The 17,710-nt window shown below is 66.8% G+C and carries 16 protein-coding genes and 1 other RNA gene; 14 read left to right on the top strand and 3 right to left on the bottom strand.

Features of this window, described 5'->3' with window-relative positions; genetic code table 11:
- The 11 genes from AB4070_RS00610 (at window position 1) to dapF (ending at window position 10,695) form a co-directional block, all read left to right on the top strand.
- Window positions 1–2,742, top strand: a complete 2,742-nt coding sequence (locus tag AB4070_RS00610; protein WP_441978472.1) for a DNA translocase FtsK 4TM domain-containing protein — start codon at window positions 1–3, stop codon at window positions 2,740–2,742.
- Window positions 2,742–3,317 carry a CDP-diacylglycerol--glycerol-3-phosphate 3-phosphatidyltransferase gene (pgsA, locus tag AB4070_RS00615; RefSeq protein WP_441978473.1) on the top strand — a complete coding sequence of 192 codons (576 nt, stop codon included), beginning with the start codon at window positions 2,742–2,744 and terminating at the stop codon, window positions 3,315–3,317. Before AB4070_RS00610 ends, pgsA begins: the two co-directional genes overlap by 1 nt.
- Window positions 3,314–3,799: a CinA family protein gene (locus AB4070_RS00620; RefSeq protein ID WP_441978474.1), complete on the top strand. Its 486-nt coding sequence runs from the start codon at window positions 3,314–3,316 to the stop codon at window positions 3,797–3,799. Before pgsA ends, AB4070_RS00620 begins: the two co-directional genes overlap by 4 nt.
- A 141-nt stretch (window positions 3,800–3,940) precedes the next feature.
- Window positions 3,941–4,249 (top strand): helix-turn-helix domain-containing protein, encoded by a 309-nt coding sequence (locus AB4070_RS00625; protein ID WP_026049981.1) that lies wholly within the window; start codon window positions 3,941–3,943, stop codon window positions 4,247–4,249.
- Window positions 4,250–4,267: 18 nt separating this feature from the next.
- A complete protein-coding gene (locus AB4070_RS00630; protein WP_441978475.1) occupies window positions 4,268–4,492 on the top strand; it encodes a DUF3046 domain-containing protein in 225 nt (74 codons plus the stop codon).
- 267 nt (window positions 4,493–4,759) lie between these two features.
- Window positions 4,760–5,809, top strand: a complete 1,050-nt coding sequence (gene recA / locus AB4070_RS00635) for a recombinase RecA (protein WP_061017554.1) — start codon at window positions 4,760–4,762, stop codon at window positions 5,807–5,809.
- Between the two features lie 398 nt (window positions 5,810–6,207).
- The gene (locus AB4070_RS00640) at window positions 6,208–6,681 is read left to right on the top strand and encodes a regulatory protein RecX (protein WP_441978476.1); all 474 of its coding nucleotides are present in this window, start codon (window positions 6,208–6,210) and stop codon (window positions 6,679–6,681) included.
- 49 nt (window positions 6,682–6,730) lie between these two features.
- Window positions 6,731–8,278, top strand: coding sequence for a tRNA (N6-isopentenyl adenosine(37)-C2)-methylthiotransferase MiaB (gene miaB / locus AB4070_RS00645; protein WP_441978477.1), 1,548 nt, complete (start codon window positions 6,731–6,733; stop codon window positions 8,276–8,278).
- Window positions 8,275–9,186, top strand: coding sequence for a tRNA (adenosine(37)-N6)-dimethylallyltransferase MiaA (gene miaA / locus AB4070_RS00650; RefSeq protein WP_441978478.1), 912 nt, complete (start codon window positions 8,275–8,277; stop codon window positions 9,184–9,186). Before miaB ends, miaA begins: the two co-directional genes overlap by 4 nt.
- A gap of 64 nt (window positions 9,187–9,250) precedes the next feature.
- Window positions 9,251–9,787: a dihydrofolate reductase family protein gene (locus tag AB4070_RS00655; RefSeq protein WP_441978479.1), complete on the top strand. Its 537-nt coding sequence runs from the start codon at window positions 9,251–9,253 to the stop codon at window positions 9,785–9,787.
- Between the two features lie 35 nt (window positions 9,788–9,822).
- Entirely contained in the window at window positions 9,823–10,695 is an 873-nt protein-coding gene (dapF, locus tag AB4070_RS00660) for a diaminopimelate epimerase (RefSeq protein WP_441978480.1), read from the top strand.
- 45 nt (window positions 10,696–10,740) lie between these two features.
- Here dapF and AB4070_RS00665 read toward each other — a convergent pair whose 3' ends face one another.
- A complete protein-coding gene (locus AB4070_RS00665; RefSeq protein WP_378874836.1) occupies window positions 10,741–11,382 on the bottom strand; it encodes a class I SAM-dependent methyltransferase in 642 nt (213 codons plus the stop codon).
- A 68-nt stretch (window positions 11,383–11,450) separates the two neighbouring features.
- On the opposite strand from AB4070_RS00665, the gene hflX reads away from it, so the two are divergent.
- Window positions 11,451–12,956: a GTPase HflX gene (gene hflX, locus AB4070_RS00670; RefSeq protein WP_441978481.1), complete on the top strand. Its 1,506-nt coding sequence runs from the start codon at window positions 11,451–11,453 to the stop codon at window positions 12,954–12,956.
- A gap of 10 nt (window positions 12,957–12,966) precedes the next feature.
- Here the strand turns inward: hflX and AB4070_RS00675 are convergent, their stop codons facing one another.
- Window positions 12,967–13,635: an SIMPL domain-containing protein gene (locus AB4070_RS00675; RefSeq protein WP_441978482.1), complete on the bottom strand. Its 669-nt coding sequence runs from the start codon at window positions 13,633–13,635 to the stop codon at window positions 12,967–12,969.
- A 140-nt stretch (window positions 13,636–13,775) separates the two neighbouring features.
- Here AB4070_RS00675 and ssrA point away from each other — a divergent pair.
- Window positions 13,776–14,145, top strand: a transfer-messenger RNA (tmRNA) gene (gene ssrA / locus AB4070_RS00680).
- 16 nt (window positions 14,146–14,161) lie between these two features.
- On the top strand, window positions 14,162–17,095 hold the full coding sequence (locus AB4070_RS00685) for an HAD-IC family P-type ATPase (RefSeq protein WP_441978483.1): 2,934 nt from the start codon (window positions 14,162–14,164) through the stop codon (window positions 17,093–17,095).
- Between the two features lie 7 nt (window positions 17,096–17,102).
- Here AB4070_RS00685 and AB4070_RS00690 read toward each other — a convergent pair whose 3' ends face one another.
- Complete coding sequence (locus tag AB4070_RS00690) at window positions 17,103–17,669, bottom strand: hypothetical protein (protein ID WP_441978484.1); 567 nt, start codon at window positions 17,667–17,669, stop codon at window positions 17,103–17,105.
- Window positions 17,670–17,710 lie beyond the last annotated feature (41 nt).

Consider the following 17,710-nt stretch of genomic DNA (forward strand, 5'->3'; position numbering starts at 1 on the left):
ATGGCCAGGAGTACCACGAAGACAGAGAGCGCGTCGACGAGCGCACCGTCGCGCCCCAAGCGGCAGACGGCTCCCAAGGCCACGCCCGCTCGCAAGGCCCAGCCCGCTCCCAAGAAGTACATCGACGAGGCCGACAAGCCTCCCGTCGCCGTTCGCGCCTGGGTCGGTCTGGCGCACGGAGTCGGGGGACTCTTCCGTGCGTTCGGTCCTGAGACCCTCGAGAAGGACGACCGTCGCGACGGCTTCCCGTTCTTCCTCGTGCTCCTCGCCGTGCTCGGAGCGGTCAACGAGTGGTTCTTCATCGGCAACGAGGTCGCAGCGAACATCAGCGCCTACTCGGTGGGTCTCTTCGTCGGGCGCGTGGCCTTCATCATGCCTGTGCTGCTCCTGCTGCTCGCCGGGTGGCTGTTCCGGCACCCGTCCTCCGTCCACGACAACGGTCGTATCGGTATCGGCTTCGGCATGTTCGTCCTCGCGCTCGCGGGAATCTTCCATGTGGCAGGGCCCCGCCCGCATCCGAACCAGGGGATGCCTGCGCTCAGCGAGTCGGGAGGCCTGCTGGGTTGGCTTGTCGGGCAGCCGCTGACGTATCTCACCGACATCCCGGCGTACATCGTGCTGTCGCTGCTCGCAGCGCTCAGCATCCTGATCCTCACGAAGACGCCGCCGAATCGCATCGGTTCGCGTCTCGGAGACCTCTACGCGTGGATGTTCGACGCGGAGCGCCCGGAGAAGCCGGCGAAGGACGCCGCGGTGATCGACGACGCGGACAAGACGGATGACCCCGACGTGCTGCCGTGGTGGCGCCGGAACAAGACCGGCCGCGAAGAGGATCCCGATGAGGGCACACTCGATTCCGACGACATCACCGCGCTCCTGACGACCTCCGATCCCACGCCTGCGTACGACCAGGCGGTGGTCGTCGAGAATCCGTACGACGCGGCTACCGAGGTGCTGTCCGAGGTCAGGTCGGTCGCCGACTCGCTCGCCGAGCAGCAGACCACGGCCCTGCTCGATGACGCCTCCGAGACGGGAGAGGTGCCGGAACTCCCCGGTCTCGACGGGTTCGGCACCGACGGTCCGGGCGACCGTGGCCCGCAGGCTCCCGTCACGCCGTACATCCTCCCGTCTCCCGGGCTCCTGGTCGAAGGCCCGCCGCCCGTCATGCGCTCCGAGGCGACCGACAAGGTGATCGAGCAGATCACCAGCGTGCTGTCGCAGTTCAAGGTCGACGCCAAGGTCACCGGGTTCTCCCGTGGTCCGACGGTCACGCAGTACGAGGTCGAGGTGGGCCACGGCGTCAAGGTCGAGAAGATCCTGCAGCTGAGCAACAACTTCGCCTACGCGGTGGCCTCGAACGACGTGCGTATCCTCTCGCCGATCCCGGGCAAGAGCGCGATCGGCATCGAGATCCCGAACGCCGACAAGGAGATGGTGGCTCTCGGCGATGTGCTGCGCTCGCCCGCTGCGCAGAAGAGCACGCACCCGATGACGATCGGCGTCGGCAAAGACGTCGGTGGCAACATCGTCATCGCGAACCTCGCGAAGATGCCGCACCTCCTCGTGGCCGGTTCCACCGGTTCGGGTAAGTCGAGCTTCGTGAACTCCATGATCACGAGTCTGCTGATGCGTGCCCGCCCGGCCGACGTGCGCATGGTGCTGATCGACCCGAAGCGCGTGGAGCTGACCAGCTACGCCGGCGTCCCGCACCTGATCACGCCCATCATCACGAACCCGAAGAAGGCGGCGGAAGCGCTGCAGTGGGTCGTGAAGGAGATGGACATGCGGTACGACGATCTCGCGTCGTTCGGCTTCCGGCACATCGACGACTTCAACCGCGCTGTCCGCGCGGGCGAGGTCGAGCTCCCGGTGGGCAGCGAGCGTGTCCTGAAGCCGTACCCGTACCTCCTGGTGGTCGTCGATGAGCTCGCCGACCTCATGATGGTCGCCCCTCGCGACGTCGAGGACTCGATCGTCCGCATCACACAGCTCGCACGTGCCTCCGGCATCCATCTCGTGCTCGCCACCCAGCGCCCGAGCGTCGACGTCGTGACGGGTCTGATCAAGGCCAACGTCCCGTCGCGACTCGCCTTCGCCGTGACGAGCGTCACGGACAGCCGGGTCATCCTCGACAGCCCCGGTGCCGACAAGCTCATCGGTCAAGGTGACGCCCTGTTCTCGCCGATGGGTTCATCGAAGCCGTTCCGTCTGCAGGGAGCGTGGGTCGACGAGAAGGAGATCGACGCGGTCGTCAAGCACGTCACCCGTCAGGCTCGTCCGGATTACCGTCCGGACGTGCAGGAGGCGATGGAGCCGACCAAGAAGAAGGAAGTCGACGAGGACATCGGAGATGACCTGGAGCTGCTGCTCGCAGCCGCCGAGCTCATCGTCTCCTCGCAGTTCGGATCGACGTCGATGCTCCAGCGCAAGCTCCGCGTCGGGTTCGCGAAGGCAGGTCGTCTCATGGATCTCCTCGAGTCGCGCGAGATCGTCGGACCCTCCGAGGGGTCGAAGGCGCGGGACGTGCTGGCGACCGCAGAGCAGCTCCCGCAGGTGATGGCCAAGCTGCGCGGAGAGGACGTCCCGGCACCGCCTTCGGCGCCGGCGTCTGCTGCGCCTGCGGTTCCGCCCGTCCCCCCACTTCCGCAGACGCATGACCCGATCGCGGCGCAGTACGAGGGCCTTCCCGAGGTGGAAGCTGAGGGCGACGAAGATGCCTGGGGATTGACGGGACGCGACTGATGGCGATCCCACGGCAGCTCCCCAACGCCATCACGGTCGCGCGCATCCCGCTGGCCGTCGTCTTCTTCGTCCTGCTCCTGCTGGGTGGTACCTATGGGTTCTCCGACCCGGGTCTTCGCTGGGCTGCCGGAGTCATCTTCATCGTCGGGATCTCGACGGACTGGGTCGACGGGTACCTCGCACGCAGGTACGACATCGTCAGTGATTTCGGCAAGCTCTGGGATCCCATCGCCGACAAGATGCTCACAGGGGCCGGCTTCATCGGGCTCGCGATCCTGGGCGAGGTCAACTGGTGGATCGTCGCGATCATCCTGGTGCGCGAATGGGGTATCACGATCCATCGGCTCATGGTGGCCAGCGAACACGTCGTGGCCGCGGCCTGGATGGGCAAGATCAAGACCGCGTTCCAAGGCGTGGCGCTCGGGTGGGCACTCCTCCCGCTGCACTACGTCATCGGTCTCGACGCCTGGACGTTGATCACGTTCATCCTCATGCTCATCGTCCTGGTCCTCACGGTGGCGAGCGGCATCGACTACGTCGTGGCGCAGGTACGCGGGTCGCGCCGGAAGTCATGAGTCAGGCGGCTGCCGAGGTCCTCGCTGCGCTGGGTCGTCGCGGATGGACGCTCGGTGTGGCCGAATCTCTGACCGGGGGCGCCCTGTGCGCCGATCTCGTCGCGGTCCCCGGGGCCTCCGCCGCGCTGCTCGGAGGCGTCGTGGCATATGCGACGCCGGTCAAGGCATCCGTGCTGGGTGTGGACGAGGATCTGCTGACGAGATGCGGGCCGGTGCATGCGCAGGTCGCCCTGGAGATGGCAGACGGCGTCAGACGCGTCGTCGGCGTCGACGGCGAGGCTGCGGATGTGGGGGTGTCCACGACCGGGATCGCCGGACCGGAGTCTCCGGACGGGCAGCCCGTCGGCACGGTGCACATCGGCGTCGTGACCCCCGCAGCATCGCGGACCACGGCCTTCCTCTTCGTCGGCGACCGCGAATCGATCCGGGCGCAGACCGTGGCCGCGGCACTCCAGGAGATGCTCGTCCTGCTCTCGGAATAGCGGAGCCCTTCGGCTGGTTGTCTCTGATGTGCTCACACGTAAACCACAGAGTGCAGGAGTAGATTCTGTGCACGCCAGGGGTACTAGACTGGCTGTCTCATCGGGGGAGACCTCGAGCGAACACATGGGGAGGAGGTTCCGATGATTCTTGTACGACAGGAAATCGGCGATGTGCTGAGGGACTTCCGCCTGCAGAAGGGGCGTACGCTCCGGCAGGTCGCCAGTAAGGCGTCGGTCGCGCTCGGTTACCTCAGCGAGGTGGAGCGCGGTCAGAAAGAGGCTTCGAGCGAGATTCTCGCCTCCGTCGCAGACGCTCTCGATGTCCCCATCTCGACGATCATGCGCGAGGTCGGCGACCGCATCTCGGTGCTCGAGGGCATCCAGGTCTTCCCGGACGTCGTTCCCGACGATCTCGTGGCGTCGGTCGAGCCCCAGCTCTCGCTGCACTGACCCCCGAACGGGGTGGTGATGCGCCGCAGCGAATTCCTTCGCGCCGTCGAGACCGAGTTCGGACTGAGAGCTTCCTCTCTGGTCAACGACCTCGGCCTCAGTGCCATAGGTGGGCGTACGGCTCTTGAAGCTCTTGCCGACGGTACGCCGCCGCGAGACATCTGGTTGGCGCTGTGCGCGGAGATGGACGTTCCCGAGGACAGGCGCCACGGCGTCGGACGGCAGGAGCCGCGGCGGCGCTGACCGACGATCCTCGTCCGCTGTCTACGGAAGCCGACACACGATTTGCGGCGTGTCGTCGAAGATCCGTTCGAAGCGGGCGTAGTCTTCTGCACAAGTGGTCCAGAGAGTTTGTTCTGCACCGTATGTGAGATCGTCGCACCGATGTCGGTGGTCCCTCCTACGGTGGAAACAAGCCGAAGAGCCATTACGCCTTGTCGGAGAGTTTCTCCCAACCGGAAGAGCCGCGACAGCCTACAGGCGGCATCACGCGCGCAGAAGGAGCACATCATGCCATCACCCGCCGACCGCGAGAAGTCCCTCGAGACCGCCCTCGCTCAGATCGACCGCCAGTTCGGAAAGGGCTCGGTCATGCGGCTGGGCAGCGATGAGCGCGCCCCCGTGGCCGTCATCCCGACCGGCTCCATCGCCCTCGACGTCGCTCTCGGCGTGGGAGGACTGCCGCGTGGCCGAATCGTAGAGATCTACGGACCGGAGTCCTCGGGTAAGACGACTCTCACCCTGCACGCGATCGCCAACGCTCAGCGCGCCGGGGGAATCGCGGCGTTCATCGACGCCGAGCACGCGCTCGACCCCGACTATGCCGCGAAGCTGGGCGTCGACATCGATGCGCTCCTGGTGTCGCAGCCAGACACCGGTGAGCAGGCGCTCGAGATCGCCGACATGCTGGTGCGCTCCGGAGCCATCGACCTCATCGTCATCGACTCCGTTGCGGCGCTCGTGCCTCGTGCCGAGATCGAGGGCGAGATGGGCGACTCGCACGTGGGTCTGCAGGCGCGACTCATGTCGCAGGCCCTTCGTAAGCTCACCGGTGGTCTGAACCAGACCAACACCACCATGATCTTCATCAACCAGCTGCGTGAGAAGATCGGCGTCTTCTTCGGTTCCCCCGAGACCACCGCCGGCGGTAAGGCGTTGAAGTTCTACGCGTCGGTCCGCATGGACATCCGTCGTATCGAGACGCTGAAGGACGGAACCGATGCCGTCGGAAACCGCACCAGGGTCAAGGTCGTGAAGAACAAGATGGCGCCGCCGTTCAAGCAGGCAGAGTTCGACATCCTTTACGGCGTCGGGATCTCTCGTGAAGGCAGCCTGATCGACTTCGGCGTCGAACACGCCATCGTGAAGAAGTCGGGTTCCTGGTACACCTATGACGGTGATCAGCTGGGTCAGGGCAAGGAGAACGCACGCACGTTCCTGCTCAACAACCCCGACATCGCTCTGGCGATCGAGACGCAGATCAAGCAGAAGCTCGGCATCGGCGGGCCGTCCGCTGCCCCGGCGGCCGCCGATGAGCTCGCAGAGCGTCGTCCGGCCTGATGAATGACTCGCGTGGGGGCGATCCGGACCGGATCGCCCCCATCATCCCCCTCTTCGGCGGAACAGCGAAGAGACCAGGGTCGACGCCTTCCACGCCAGCCTCGGAGGGTGGCGACTCAGCGGCACTGCCATCACCGCGAGGCGACGGTGCTGCGGTCTGGCGTACGACCTGGGACTCTCCTCCAGGCGATCCTGCATCCATCGATGTAGCCGCCGATGCGGGAACTCCGAGTGAGCGTCACCCGGCGCGTGGGCGCCGGGATCCCTCCGGCGCCAGGAGCTCACATCCCTCGCCGTCGGCTCCTCGGCTCCGCGCGCTCGACGCGACGGAAGGAGACGGCGCGACTGATCATGACGCGTCACGCGACGAGATCCGTGTCGCGGCCGAGGAGTCGCTCGTGCGAAAGCTGCGAGCCCGGTCGTTGTCGATATCCGAAGCCCGGCAGGTGCTGCGAGGTGCCGGCCTCGACGGCGGCGCGATCAGCGATGTGATCGAAGACTTCGGCCGTCGCGGTTACCTCGACGATGCCGCACTCGCCGGCGTCCTCGTGAGGTCGGGAGTGGAGCGAAAGGGTCAGGGGAGAGTTGCTCTGTCTCGCGCGCTCGCTCAGCGCGGGATTCCGCGTGAGGTCATCGACAGTGCGCTCGAAGAGCTTCCGGACGACGATGACGAACGCGCGCTGGAGTTCGCCCGAACCAAGGCGCGGTCGATGACTCGACTCGACCCCGACGCGGCGCTCCGTCGTCTGGTGGGGCAGCTTTCTCGTCGTGGCTACAACGGAGCGGTCGCCATGAAGGCGGCGAAGGCCGCGCTGCGCGAGGCCTCGTTCGGCGGAGCGACCTCAGGGGTGCGGTTCGTCGATTCCGACTGAACAGTGGGCGCCGCTTCCGCACGGAAACGGCTCGTACAATGGGGTGATCATGACTATCCCGCGCAGCGAACCGACGATCATCGGCGCGTCGTCGGCAGCCGTCGACGTCGACGGACGACAGCGATCGTATGAAGTGCGCACCTTCGGGTGCCAGATGAACGTGCACGACTCCGAGCGGCTCTCGGGCTCGTTGGAGAGCGCAGGTTACGTCCGGGCGGTCGACGGTGCGGAAGCCGATGTGGTGATCATCAACACCTGCGCGGTCCGCGACAACGCCGCAGGCAAGCTCTACGGCACGCTCGGCCACCTCGCGTCGGTCAAGCGGCGCAAAGACGGAATGCAGATCGCCGTCGGCGGTTGCCTCGCACAGATGGACAAGCAGGCCGTGCTCGACAAGGCGCCGTGGGTCGATGTCGTGTTCGGCACCCACAACATGGGTTCCCTTCCGGGGCTGCTCGAGCGCGCCCGCCACAACGGGGACGCCGAACTCGAGATCCTCGAGTCGCTCGAAGTGTTCCCCTCCACCTTGCCCACGAAGCGAGACTCGGCGCACAGCGGCTGGGTGTCGATCTCGGTCGGGTGCAACAACACCTGCACGTTCTGTATCGTGCCCAGCCTGCGCGGCAAGGAGAAGGACCGTCGGCCCGGCGACATCCTGAACGAGATCAGGCTTCTGGTCGAGGACGGCGCGATCGAGGTCACGCTTCTCGGGCAGAACGTGAATTCGTACGGCGTCGAGTTCGGCGATCGACAGGCGTTCGGCAAGCTCCTGCGCGCGGCCGGTGAGATCGAAGGCCTCGAGCGGGTCCGATTCACCAGCCCGCACCCCGCGGCTTTCACGGACGACGTGATCGATGCCATGGCGGAGACTCCGAACGTCATGCCGCAGCTTCACATGCCGTTGCAGTCGGGGAGCGATCGCATCCTCAAGGCGATGCGACGTTCCTACCGCAGTGAGCGCTTCCTCGGGATCCTCGACCGCGTCCGCGCGCGCATCCCGAACGCCGCCATCACCACCGACATCATCGTCGGATTCCCGGGGGAGACCGAGGAGGACTTCGAGGACACCATGCGTGTCGTCGAGCAGGCTCGTTTCTCCAGCGCCTTCACCTTCCAGTACTCGATCCGCGAAGGCACGCCTGCGGCGACCATGGAGGACCAGGTGCCGAAGGAGATCGTCCAGGCGCGCTACAACCGCCTGATCGCCCTCCAGGAGCGCATCTCGCTGGAGGAGAACCAGAAGCAGGTCGGTCGGCAGATCGAGGTGCTCGTCTCCACCGGCGAGGGCAAGAAGGACACCGAGACCCACCGACTCACGGGGCGCGCGGAGGACAACCGACTCGTGCACTTCGAGGTGACGCCGGGGTCGGACCTTCCTCGTCCAGGAGACGTCGTCACCGTGACGGTGACACATGGAGCCCCGTTCCACCTGCTCGCAGACGACCCGACGGGAGCGCCTCTCAAGATCCGTCGCACGCGCGGTGGAGACGCCTGGGACCGTTCGCAGTCGGAGTCGTGCGCGGTTCCTGCTCCCAGCGGCAGCGGCGAGAAGAAGGCTGTGTCTCTCGGGCTTCCGACACTGCGCGTCGGCGTGTGACCGCACCTCGCCTCTGGGCGATCGTCGGCGCGACGGGCACCGGGAAGAGCGACCTCGCGATAGAGCTGGCTGAGGCGCTGCACGCCCGAGGGAACCCGACCGAGATCGTGAACGCCGATGCCATGCAGCTCTACCGCGGCATGGACATCGGCACAGCGAAGGTGTCGGCGGCCGAGAGGCGAGGGATCCCGCATCATCTCTTCGACGTGCTCGATGTCGATGAGGACGCGGCTGTCGCCTGGTATCAGCCCCGCGCGCGTGCCGCCGTCGAGGACATCCACCGCCGCGGGGGTGATGCGATCCTCGTCGGAGGCTCGGGCCTGTACGTGTCGAGCGTCGTCTACGACTTCCGTTTCCCGCCGCGGGATACCGTGCTGCGGGAGCGCCTCGAGCAGGAGTTCGAGATGCTCGGAGCCGCGGTCATGCTCGAGCGGCTGCGCGCGCTGGATCCCGAAGCGGCCGACCGTGTCGATCCGCGCAACCCCCGCCGCGTCATCCGCGCTCTCGAAGTGCTCGAACAGGGGAGCGCGACCCATGGTGCAGCGCTGCCTGATACGCCCGTGCTGTGGCACCCGCGCACAAGACTGATCGGACTGCGGGTCGATCGCCCCGCGCTGGTGGAGCGCCTCGACGCCAGGGTCGAGCGCATGTGGGCCGACGGCCTGCTGAATGAGGTTGCGGAGCTTCGCTCCCGTGGGCTCGAGCGCGGAGGAACAGCGCCACGCGCCATCGGCTATGCGCAGGCGCTGGCCCAGCTCGACGGCCGTCTCACGCAGGACGAGGCCATCGCGCAGACTCAGGCGCTCACGCGTCGATACGCCCGTCGACAGGTGTCGTGGTTCAAGCGGTATCGCGAGCTCGAGTGGTGGGAGGCACCCGCGGAGGCCGCTGAGCTCCTCCCGTCCTGACCTGCGACGTCATGGGCTGAGTCGTCGGCCCCTGGATGTCGGTGGTTCCTGACACTCTCGACGGATGACGACTCACTTCTACACCGCATCCAGCCTCGACGGATTCATCGCCACCGACGAGCATTCTCTGGACTGGTTGCTCACCCAGGACATCGACCAGGACGGACCGATGGCCTACACGGGGTTCGAGAGGAACATCGGCGCCCTGGCGATGGGGGCCTCGACGTATGAATGGGTGATGCGCCACGAAGAGGGGCGCTGGGGATACTCCCAGCCCACGTGGGTGTTCACTCACCGCGAGCTCGATCTGCCCGCGGGTGCAGACGTGCGGCTGACCCAGGCCGACGTCCGGACGGTGCATTCTCAGATGGAGGAGGCCGCCGGAGGAAAGGATCTCTGGGTCGTCGGTGGGGGAGACCTGGCCGGCCAGTTCGCCGATGCCGGACTGCTCGACGAGGTCTGGGTGCAGTACGCCCCCGTGACGCTCGGTTCTGGCGCCCCGCTGCTTCCGCGCAGGCTCGACCTCGAACTGCTGGAGGTGGCACGCAATCGCAACTTCCTCTGCGGGCGCTATCGGGTTGCTCGCGACGGGCGTCCATGACGGGAGCTGCTCCTCACGTTCCCTAGACTGGTGCCATGGTCGCATTCACCAAGGGGCACGGCACGGGCAACGATTTCATCATCATCGCCGACCCGGCCGCCGAGCTCGACCTCACCGTCGAGCAGGTCGCGGTGCTGTGCGATCGTCATTTCGGCATCGGTGCCGACGGGATTCTCCGTGTCGTGAGGTCCTCGGCCATCCCCGAGGGCGCGGCGACCCTGGAAGAGGAGCCGCAGGCGGAGTGGTTCATGGACTACCGCAATGCGGACGGATCGATCGCCGAGATGTGCGGTAACGGTGTCCGCGTGTTCGCCCACTACCTCGTTCGCTCAGGTCTGGCGACGATCGAGCCCGGCTCCACCCTGCCGATCGGAACGAGGGCGGGCGTGCGCGATGTCACGCGCAGCGCTACCGGATACCAGGTCGACCTCGGGCGCTGGAAGCTCTCCGGCGATGACCCGCTGGTGCGTGTCGACGGCCTGTCCGTGACGCGGCCGGGACTCGGTATCGACGTCGGCAACCCGCACGTCGTGGTCGCCCTCGCCTCGGAGGCCGAGCTCGCGTCACTCGAGTTGCACAGGGCGCCTGATCTCGAACCTCCGCTCCCCGAGGGCGCGAACATCGAGTTCGTGGTTCCGGGTGAGCCACTCGTGCGCGACGGCATCGGGCACGTGAGCATGCGGGTGTTCGAGCGCGGTGTGGGGGAGACCCTCAGCTGTGGCACGGGTGTCGCCGCGACGGCACTCGCGGTCAGGCACTGGGCGGGAGCGAACGCTCCGAGCAACTGGCAGGTCGAGGTGCCTGGAGGTACGCTCGGCGTTCGCATGTTCCCCGCAGAAGACGGCGAGCACGTCGCCCTGTCGGGGCCGGCGCAACTCGTCTTCCAGGGTGAGGTCGACCTCGTCTGACGATTCCGTCGCGCCCTCGAGCGGATCGAGTGAGCCTCGGTCTGCTCAGCTGAGAAGGATCGGCTCCGTCGGCGGGTTTCCGTGCTTTCGCACCTTGAGGATGCGGTAGCCCTTGCCGGTGGCTGTACGGAACACGCTGTAGCCGGGGTGGAACGTGGATCCGATCCAGCGCTGGAGGGAATCGGCTCCGAGGTTGCGCTGCACGACCAGCCAGGCGTCGCTGCGCTCATCGAGGCGCGGGATCCACCGTTCGAGAAGCCCGTGGAGTTCGTTCTTGCCGACGCGGATCGGCGGATTGGAGCGGATCGTGCGGAATGACACGTGTTCGGGAACATCGTCGGGCAGCGAAGCGTTGACATTGGTGAGCCCGAGAGCTGCGGCGTTGCGACGCACGAGATCGAGGGCACGCTCATTGACGTCGACGGCCCAGACCGTCGCGTGGGGAGCAGACAGAGCCATCGACAGCGTCACCGGCCCCCAGCCGCTGCCGAGGTCGAGAAGATCGCCGCCCGGGGGAACCGGGGGCATGTTGGCGAGGAGCACTGCAGTGCCGGCGTCGAGACGGTCTGGGCTGAAGACGCCACCGGCGGTGGTGACCTCCAGCTCTCGACCCGCGAGAGTTACACGGATCTTGCGCAGATTCTCGGGGCTTGCCGGGGCCGCAGTGAAGTAGTGATCTGACCCCATACGGTGAGCGTACCGGACACCGCGGGCTAAGGTTAAGGCTCGCAACGAAACCCAGAGACAAGGAACGGATGACGGAGACCACAACCCCCTCCACCGACGATCAGACAGTCGATCGTGTGCTCGCGAACGCGGAGAAGCGCTCAGACGTCCGAGTGTTCGGCGCCGCTCAGGCGCTGCAGGACGAATCGACCGCATCACACGGGAGCGCAGACGGCGCGCAGTGGGATCTGGAGGACCGTCATGCGCTTCGGCGCGTCGGAGGTCTGTCGACGGAGCTCGAGGATGTCACCGAGGTCGAGTACCGGCAGCTGCGCCTCGAGAACGTCGTCCTCGTGGGCGTCTACCCCCAGGGAGCCCAGGAAGACGCGGAGAACTCGCTCCGAGAACTCGCCGCCCTCGCCGAGACGGCCGGCGCCGTCGTGCTCGACGGTGTGCTGCAGCGTCGCCCGCACCCTGATGCCGCTACCTATCTCGGACGGGGCAAGGCTCAGGAGCTCAAGGACATCGTCGCCGCGGTCGGAGCCGACACGGTCATCGCCGACACCGAACTCGCGCCCAGTCAGCGCCGTGCGCTCGAAGACGTCGTGAAGGTCAAGGTGATCGACCGCACGACGGTGATCCTCGACATCTTCAGCCAGCATGCGAAGAGCCGTGAGGGCAAGGCTCAGGTCGAGCTCGCTCAGCTCGAGTACCTGCTCCCACGCCTTCGTGGATGGGGTGACTCGATGAGCCGCCAGGCCGGCGGCCAAGTGGGTGCGGGTGGTGCCGGTATGGGCTCGCGCGGTCCGGGTGAGACGAAGATCGAGCTCGATCGTCGGCGCATCCGCACCAAGATGGCGCTGCTCAGACGACAGATCCGCGACTTCGGTCCCGCCCGCGATGCCAAGCGTGCCGAACGCAAGCGCAACACCATCCCGTCCGTCGCGATCGCCGGATACACGAACGCCGGCAAGTCCAGTCTCCTCAATGCGCTCACGAGTGCCGGCGTCCTGGTCGAGAACGCGCTGTTCGCGACGCTGGACGCCACCGTCCGTCGGACGGAGACCGAAGACGGTCGCGTGTACACGCTGACCGATACGGTCGGGTTCGTCCGCAATCTCCCCCATCAGCTCGTCGAAGCGTTCCGCTCGACTCTGGAGGAGGTCGGCGAGGCCGACGTCGTGCTCCATGTGCTCGACGGGTCGCACCCCGATCCTGCGGGTCAGCTGCAAACGGTGCGTGACGTCCTCGGCGACGTCGGCGTCAGAGACCTGCCGGAGATCGTCGTCTTCAACAAGGCCGACCTGATCACGGAAGACGAACGTCTCGTCCTCCGTGGCCTCCAGCCTCACGCACACTTCGTGTCGTCGAGGTCGGGCGAGGGGATCGCAGAGTTGCGGGCAGCGGTCGAAGCGGCGCTGCCGAAGCCCGCGGTCGAGGTGGAAGCGGTGATTCCCTACGATCGCGGCGACCTCGTCGCATCGATCCACGAGTCGGGCATGCTGCTCTCCGTGGAACACCGCGAGGACGGCACTGCTGTGCATGCGCGCGTTTCGGAGCGCTTGGCTGCGGAGCTCGCGCCCTTCGTCGCGTAGATCTGATCGGTCAGCGGGCGAGGAATCTGGCCTCGACCGTGGCGGAGATCACGATCTCCTCCGGCTCATACTCCATGGCGGGTGCGGAGTCGGCGGCGAACGCCACGGCTCCTCGGGCCTTGAGCATCGGAGCGCCGGGTGCAGGCGGCCCGCTGGAGATGAGACCGACGTCAGCGATCTCCAGCGGGGTGACCTCATCCAGGCCGAGCGCCCCGGCGTAGGCCTCGGCGCGGGTGACAGCCACGCCGACGGCCGATGCGGCGACGTCACGTTCCACCTGCGTGCGCGTCTCCGAGGTCAGGTGCCAGTCCACCCAGCCGACCTCGACGCCGTCCCAGGCGGAGATGTCGGAGACCCAGAGGGAGAGTTCCGAGGCCTCGGCGAACGTGGCTGTGAAGTCGATGCTCGCGTAGTACACGGGATCGAGTCGTGTGCCCTCGCTGCTCCAGGGACGTTCGGCTCGAACGGAGATGCGCTTGCTCGACCAGTCGACCACCGTGCCGGCATCCGATCGGTCGCTGATGCTGCTGCGCACCGGGTCTGCGAACCGCAGTGCACTCTCGACGACGTCGGTTCGTTCGGAGCCGTCGGTGCGAACGCTCACGTTGACGGTGGCGCGCTCGGGCGCGACTCGCGCTTCGTGCTCGCCGCGGACGGTGACGGTGACTTCGCTGCTCATGGGGCGACTCTACGCCAGCCCTCGGCGCACAGGGGAATGGCGGAGCAGCCGAGAACGTTGTAGTCTGTGATGCTCGGGCGGTCGCCGCTCGAGATGGTAATTCCACAGTGTGACAGCGGCTCCTTCGAGAGAAGGACCACGGGGCTGATCGGTTTCGACAGCGCCTGTGAATCCACGAGAAGCGGGCCGAGGATGCAGAGTTATCTCGTAAACGCTCTCTGCAAAAAAATAGTTGCCGAAACCAAGCGCAACGACTTCGCCCTCGCTGCATAAGCGAGCCCGATAGTCCGTCAGGCCGTATGTGATTCCGATACGGATCCTGGCGTCATCTAGGAATCTTGCTGCGTGATGGCGTCTGGACGTCACGTGGGACTCTTCCCAGGCTGGGCTCGTCGACTTAGGTGTCTGTGACAAAGGTCGGAGCCGAGCAGAACGTCTTCACAGACTGCGCCCGGAGAAGGCGTGGAGACTCAGCGTTGGACGGGGGTTCGATTCCCCCCAGCTCCACCAGGTCGCTGTCACAGGAATGAGGCCCGCCTCCCTTTGGAAACAGGGGGAGGCGGGCCTCTTCGCGTCTATATTGAGGTCTGTGGACACCACTGCTTCTACACGCTCGGTCGGCCTTTCCGAAGCTGAGGTCGCTGAGCGGGTCGCTGCGGGGAAGACGAACGCATTCGTCGCGGACACCAGCCGCAGCGCCTGGAGCATCGTGCGCGCGAACGTCTTCACCCTCTTCAACGGCATCGTGTTCGCCTGCTTCTTCGTGCTGTTCCTGGTCGGAAGGTGGCAGGACGCTCTCTTCGGTCTCGCGGCCTTCGCCAACGCGATCATCGGGTGCGTCCAGGAGTTCCGCGCGAAGTCGGCGCTGGATCGTCTCGCCCTGATGAACGCTCCGCGCGCGCTGGTGCTGCGCGACGGCGAGGAGCGGGAGATCGCACCGGGAGAGGTGGTGCTCGACGACGTGCTCGTGTTCAGAGCGGGCGAGCAGGTCCCGGCTGACGCGCGGGTCTTCACCTCACGCGGCCTGCAGATCGACGAGTCGATGCTCACCGGCGAATCGGAGCCGGTGGAGAAGCAGCCCGGCGACGATGCGCTGTCCGGCGCCGTGGTCGTCGCCGGGGAGGGGACGGCCATCGCCACGCGCGTGGGCGCTGACTCGTATGCGAATCACTTCGCGGGAGAGGCCAAGAGATTCTCCCTGGTCTCCAGCGAGCTTCGCACGTCGGTCAACCGGGTCTTGAAATGGGTGAGCTGGATCATCGGCCCTGTCGGCCTGCTCGTCCTGAACGCCCAGATCCTCGTCCTCGGCGGGTACTCGACGGTGTTCTCGACCGGTGCCTGGGTGCAGGCCGTCGTGAACACGATCGCCTCCCTGACGGCGATGATCCCGCTCGGCCTCGTGCTCATGACGAGCATCGCCTTCGCCGTCGGCGCGTCGAGGCTGGCTCGCAGGCAGGTGCTCGTGAACGAGTTGCCGGCGGTGGAGGGCCTTGCGCGCGTGGATGTCGTCTGCCTCGACAAGACGGGCACGCTCACAGTGGGGGAGATCGGCTTCGACGCGGCGCATGTTCTCGGCGATGTCACGCTGGAGCTGACCGACGACGCGGCGGCGGTGCTGGCCTGGTATGCGGCCTCTCCTGATGCGAACGCGACAGCGCGGTCGATGCGAACGGCCTATCCGGTCGCGTCATCGCTCGCGGTCTCGGGGTACATCCCGTTCTCGTCCGTGCGGAAGTGGAGCGCCGTGTCGTTCGACGGCGTCTCCGGCACCTGGGTGATGGGTGCGCCGGAGATGGTGTTCGGCGACGAGGCCACGTCGCCACGGACGGAGCTCGGGCGCACGGTGACCGGCCTCGCGGAGACAGGGCGCCGCACGCTGGTGCTCGGCCATGCGGATTCTGCGCTGTCGTCGGCCGACATCGAGTCCGAGCAGCTCCCCGGCGGACTCCGGCCCGCCATGGTGCTCACGTTCCGTGAACAGGTTCGCCCTGATGCCGCGCAGACCCTCGAGTACTTCGGGCGCCAGCAGGTCGGCATCCGCATCATCTCGGGCGACAATCCCCGCACCGTCGCCGCCATCGCCCGCGAAGTCGGTCTCGACGTGGCCGACGGGTTCGATGCCAGAGAGCTGCCCGAGGACGACGCGGAGCTCGCCGATGTGCTCGACCGGCACACGGTCTTCGGCCGCGTCACGCCGGAACAGAAGAAGCGGATGGTCGTCGCGCTGCAGAGCCACGGACACACAGTGGCGATGACCGGCGACGGTGTCAACGACGCTCTCGCGATCAAAGCCGCCGACATAGGAATCGCGATGAACTCGGGGTCACCGGCCACGAAGGCCGTGGCGAGGCTGGTGTTGCTCGACGGGCAGTTCTCGCACTTGCCGGATGTCGTCGCCGAAGGACGTCAGGTCATCGCGAACATCGAGCGCGTGTCGATGCTGTTCCTGAACAAGACCGTGTACGCGACGCTGCTCGCGATCATCTTCGGAGTGTTCGTCCTCGAGTTCCCGTTCCTCCCGCGCCAGCTCTCCATCACCGACGGCCTCACGATCGGCATTCCCGCATTCTTCCTCGCGCTCATGCCGAACGCTGCCCGCTACCAGCCGGGTTTCCTCCGACGTTCGCTGAGCTTCGCGATCCCCTCGGGGGTCGTCGTCGCGCTGGGACTGACCTGGTACACCTTCGTCGCCCGCGGACTCGGGGCGCACGGGGAGCAGTTGCGCACCGGAGCCACCGTGATCCTCGCCGTCGTCGGCATCTGGGTGCTGGCCGTTCTCTCCCGTCCGCTCAACCGCTTCAAGGTGGCTGTCGTGGGTGCGATGTTCGTCCTGCTCGTCGCAGTCTTCGCGATCCCGCTCGCCCGACAGTTCTTCGTGCTCGTCGATCCCGGCGCGGAGCTCGCGGTCGCGCTCACCGGGATCACGATCACGATGGTGTTGGCGATCGAAGTGGTCCGGTTGCTGCATCGTCGTCTCGTGCTGTCGCCGGCGTCGAACCCCACCCACGGTGCGGCGATGCGTGCACCCACGCCGTCCGATCCCGTTCCTTCCGGCGTCGCAACCGTGATCACGACGGTGGTCGCCGTCCTCGCCTACGGCTCCGGGCTGCTGGCGACGGCCCTCGGCATCCTCGTGTTTTTGGGGCGCTACGACCCGGAGGCGAGCACCTCCGCCTTCTCGCTCACCGGAGCCGCGATAGCGCTGTTCGGCCTGCTCATCCTGGCCGTCGCCGCCGGGGTGCGCCGAGGAAGCGGACTCTCCCGGCTCATGCTCACGATCTTCCTCGGCCTCGCCGTCACGCTCAGCACGGTGGTGCTCGTGTGGGGAGACCGCTGGGACTGGGGCGCCGCACTCACGGCAGTGGTCGCTACCGGAATCATCGTGCTCCTGTGGACGCCGCCCGTCTCGCGGACGTTCGGCCGTGTTCTCGAGAGCTCGATGGGGTCGCCGGGTCGCTGATGCGCCTTCAGCGCGGCCATTCGATGAGGATGAGTCCCTGACGGGTGTCGGCGAGGCGAACCCAGCCGTCCCCGAACAGGTAGGTCATCCCGTAGCCGTCTTCGTCGGTACCCATCGCGTACTGCGCGTCTTCCGTGAAGTAGACGCCGTCAGGGCCGTCTTCTCGCTTCCACCCCTCGGCGAGCAGGGCGGCCTGGGCCGTCGCGGCGTCCGCGTCATCGATCGCCGACCAGCCGTAGAGCTGTCCGTGGTCCGAACCGACGGAGTAGTCGGCCCAGAAGCAGAGCAGTCCTTCGCTCAATTCGACGCCGCCCGCGACGAACTCCTTCGTCTCGGCGGTCCAGCCGGCATCAGCGAGCGCGGCGACGGTGCCATCGGAGATCATCGACTCACACGTGAGTTCTTCCTCGGCGGCCTGCGGCGTCGGTGAGGAGGCCGGGGCGGGAGACTGCGACGAGCGCGTATCGCCGGCGTCGGGCGTCGAGGAGGGTCCCGGCTCGGGGGCCGCGCACGCGGAGAGCGCCGCGACGAGCAGCAGGACGCCCGCGGCGGCGGACATGGTGCGGGGATTCATCGCGAGGCCTCGTCGTTCCGGTCGGGGCTGCAGCAGGCCGA

The sequence above is a fragment of the Microbacterium sp. 2RAF4 genome (assembly GCF_052115285.1).
GTDB classification, from domain to species: Bacteria; Actinomycetota; Actinomycetes; order Actinomycetales; family Microbacteriaceae; genus Microbacterium; species Microbacterium oxydans.